2 protein-coding genes are annotated in these 1,570 nt (G+C 33.2%); both read right to left on the bottom strand.

The annotated features are described in order from the left end of the window. Nucleotides 1–14: 14 nt before the first annotated feature. Nucleotides 15–845, bottom strand: coding sequence for a hypothetical protein (locus tag MA2_RS10650; protein ID WP_082781988.1), 831 nt, complete (start codon nt 843–845; stop codon nt 15–17). Nucleotides 846–855: 10 nt separating this feature from the next. Then, nucleotides 856–1,509 (bottom strand): amidase domain-containing protein, encoded by a 654-nt coding sequence (locus tag MA2_RS11030; protein ID WP_115254065.1) that lies wholly within the window; start codon nt 1,507–1,509, stop codon nt 856–858. Nucleotides 1,510–1,570: the final 61 nt, after the last annotated feature.

The following is a 1,570-nucleotide window of genomic DNA, read 5'->3' on the forward strand; positions in this document are numbered from 1 at the left end:
TAATAAGTTATAATCTAATTATTATCCTTTATACCTAATTGTTGTCTTATTCTTTTTATATCTTCCATACCTGGATTGTTAGGATTACTTTGGTCATAGAATCCGTCTTTGGGTTGATTTATGTAGCTTTCTGTAGCTTTATCAAAAGTTTTACGCAAATTCTCAAAATTTTGAATCTCCATATCATTCATACAGCTTGATATTGCTGAGTTTCCACTCAACTTATTACTGACTGTATACAATAGCTGAGATATAGCATCAGTTTTTTCTTCATCAAGTTCTTTTCTACCCGTTTTAGGGTCAATAAGTAACAGTTTATTTATATCCCAATCATTACCATTAACAATACTAAAACCTGGAATAGATTTATCTTCTGCTAAGCCAAGCTTTTTATCACATCTATCTATGAAATTTTTTAAACTCTTATCACTCAAAAATTCTTTAAGGTATTTTTCTGTCGCTGGAGTCACATAATTCTTCCACTTTCCATCACCTGTATAATCACTAGGATTTAAAGCTACTTCTGGAGGATTACCAGTTCCAAAAGTATATTTTATCTTTTTACCATTAATTAATAATTCTCTATCCTGCCAGTTTGTGTTAGGCATTTGAAACTCTTTCTGACCGTTGGCAGTAGAAATTGGTGCAACAGATAATTGATTAACAGGTTGGATTGAAGAGAAGTTAGGAGAATTAATATTTTGATTTGTCTGTTTAACGGAACTATTATTACTATTATTTTGAATATTCGCATTTAAATTATCTTCAGGTTTAAGCCAGTAAATGAATGCAAAAATAGCCACTACGATTATAGTGACTATAGACAAAATGATTTTATTTTTCATAAGAACTCTATTAGCTTCTAACCTTTGCAAAAACTGGTGTATCATTTGGACTGCGTGCTATGACTTCAGTCAATAAAATATTTTGCTGAGGAAGATTAGGCATATTAGTATTTGGATTCACTCCACCATTATGATAGCTTACTAGTGGTCCATAACTAGCAAATGGATTCCACCAAGGTTTTTCTTGATATCCTGTCACAATCATGGTGTGATGAGATTTACCACCGCTTGTTAGAAAAGCAATATCACCTGGTCGTAGTGAATATAAGTCACTCGTAGGTAACACAGATTTTTCATACTTATCATTTATGATACGTCTATAAAACCCAGCAGCCGTTGACCAAGTTTGGGAATTAGTGAATGCTCTTTTGGCATTATTCCACGCAACATACCAAGTATTTGTACTTTTGTCATCTCTACTAGCAGTATATTGCCAACCGCCTGTATGTAACGCCTGACTAACGAAGTTTGTACAGTCACCACCCTGTAATGTATTTGCTGAAAAATCAGGATATTGTGGGTTCTTTGATAAAGCCCACTGATAAGCGTAGTTTGAAGCCATAGAAGAATTATAAGGAGAATATCTTGGTGCATCAGCCATTGCAACGCAAGATGTAATCATGCTTAGACTAATTGCAAAAATCTTTAAAATATCTTTTCTCATAACAATACTCCGCTAACAACCAAGAAACAGCATGATAAAACAAAGACTTAGATAGGATTGT

Origin of the sequence: Moraxella atlantae NBRC 14588 (assembly GCF_001591265.1) — a bacterium.
GTDB classification, from domain to species: Bacteria; Pseudomonadota; Gammaproteobacteria; order Pseudomonadales; family Moraxellaceae; genus Faucicola; species Faucicola atlantae.